The following is a 1,922-nucleotide window of genomic DNA, read 5'->3' on the forward strand; positions in this document are numbered from 1 at the left end:
TTTTTATTATTTATTTTTAGAAGTTTTTAATAAGTCATAATTTTTTAAAGATTTATTAACTATTACAATAAACCAGATTAAAGATATTCCTAAAATAGCATGTCCAAGGCCAGCTATGTGGCTAAGGCCGGCAAAGTCAGAATTATTAACTTCTAAAATGCCTCTAAATGTTAAAGTAGAAAGTAAGTATATAAGTCCTATGTTGTAAGTTATAATCCATAATTTGAAATTTTTAACTTTAGAAATTTCAAAGTTTTTCTCAAGTAATAAGACTAATATAAAAAATACAAATCCTAGAACTAAAGTGTGAGCGTGAAGTAATCCTAAAGTTGTTGGGTCTGTGAAATTATTTAGTTTTGTAAACTCTCTGTAAAACACCCCTAATATTAATCCTAGTATTAAATAAAATGTTGATAATTTAAAATATTTTTGCATAATTTGCCCCCTAATAATTTATATTTTAATTTATACACAAATCATTAGGGGATTAAACAAAATTTATGCTTTTCTACTAAATCCTTCTCCCAGTACTTCATGAGCATTATTTATAATAATAAATGCCATAGGGTCAATTTCATTAACAAGTTTTTTTAGAATAACCTCCTCACGTCTAGAAACTACAACTAATAAAACATCTTTCTTATCATTAGAATATCCACCACGACCCTCTAAAAAAGTAATTCCTCTTCCTAAATTATCCATAATAGAGTTTCCAATTATATTAGGCTTATCAGTAACGATAATAAAGGATTTTGAAAAATCAAATCCTTCAACAATAGCGTCAGATATTTTAACTGAAATATATAAAGATATTGTAGCATATAAAGCTGTTTCAATATTTTTAGAAACAATTCCAGCTAAAAGAATTACAGTACCATCGATTATAAACATAAATACTGAAATACTAATAGATGGAAATATCTTATTTAAAATAAGACAAGCAAGTTCAGTACCACCAGTTGAAGCATCTATTCTAAATAACATTCCAAGACTTATACCAAGTACAATTCCACCTGCAATAGCAGATAATAAAATATCATTAGTATTAAAAGTAGTAGTTAGAGGTTGTGTAAGTCCTAGGAAAAATGTAAGTAAAAGAATTCCTATCAAAGTTTTTATTGCATCAGATTTTCCAAGAATTTTAACACCGAATATAAATAAAGGTATATTAAAAACTAAATTTATAAGCCATAAAGGAGTATTAAAAAGACTTTTAAGTACAATTGCAAGACCTGTAAGTCCACCAGATGCTATTGTGTATGGTTCTAAGAACATATTAAGACCAACTGACATTATAAAGCAACCTAGGGATAGTATCATTAGTTCAAAAGTGTATGAAAAAAACTTATTTTTCATAACAACTTCACCCCCCATTAGGTATTAATTTTGCATTTTAAAAATATTTTCTAAATAAAAAGAGATGGTATATACTTAAGAACTAAGCTGATTTAAAACTTAAGATGATAGGATAAATATAATAAATAAATTGTTTAGATAATACTAGACATTTTTAAAGCTAAATTATCATTTTTTTCATTATCTCTTATAAAAACTATAATTTTATTTTGAGTAGTAGTTAACTCAACAACTTCATTAGAATCTATAGATTTAACATTAAATGATTTTATATTAGTTCTAGGAATTTTTTCTACAGACCTAACTTCGGGTAAACCACCCCAAGCACAGTAATTTATGGCTTCTATATATAAATTTTCTTCAGTTAGAGTTAGTCTAAAATCACTTGCAACAGAACCTGCAACCCCTTCTGAAAATAAATTTGCTATAAAGTTTATTGCTACTTCAGAGTTTTTTACCGTTTTATAGCAGTTAATAGAGCATAAAATCCTTTCATTATTAAAATTACTTGTTTCCATTAAAGCACCTCCAATAAAATAAATAGCATACTTACTAAATATATTAAA

Annotated in this window: 3 protein-coding genes; all 3 read right to left on the bottom strand. The window is 26.2% G+C overall.

Annotated elements, in window-relative coordinates; genetic code table 11:
- Positions 1-6 precede the first annotated feature (6 nt).
- Positions 7-435, bottom strand: coding sequence for a DUF2871 domain-containing protein (locus JWF52_RS18745; protein WP_208334987.1), 429 nt, complete (start codon positions 433-435; stop codon positions 7-9).
- 63 nt (positions 436-498) lie between these two features.
- Complete coding sequence (locus tag JWF52_RS18750; protein ID WP_208334988.1) at positions 499-1,356, bottom strand: YitT family protein; 858 nt, start codon at positions 1,354-1,356, stop codon at positions 499-501.
- A 134-nt stretch (positions 1,357-1,490) separates the two neighbouring features.
- Positions 1,491-1,922, bottom strand: a 432-nt coding sequence (locus tag JWF52_RS18755; RefSeq protein ID WP_286184279.1) for a hypothetical protein, incomplete at its 5' end; no start/stop codon positions are given.

Source organism: Clostridium sp. CCUG 7971, from assembly GCF_017590215.1.
Lineage (GTDB): Bacteria > Bacillota > Clostridia > Peptostreptococcales > Peptostreptococcaceae > Faecalimicrobium.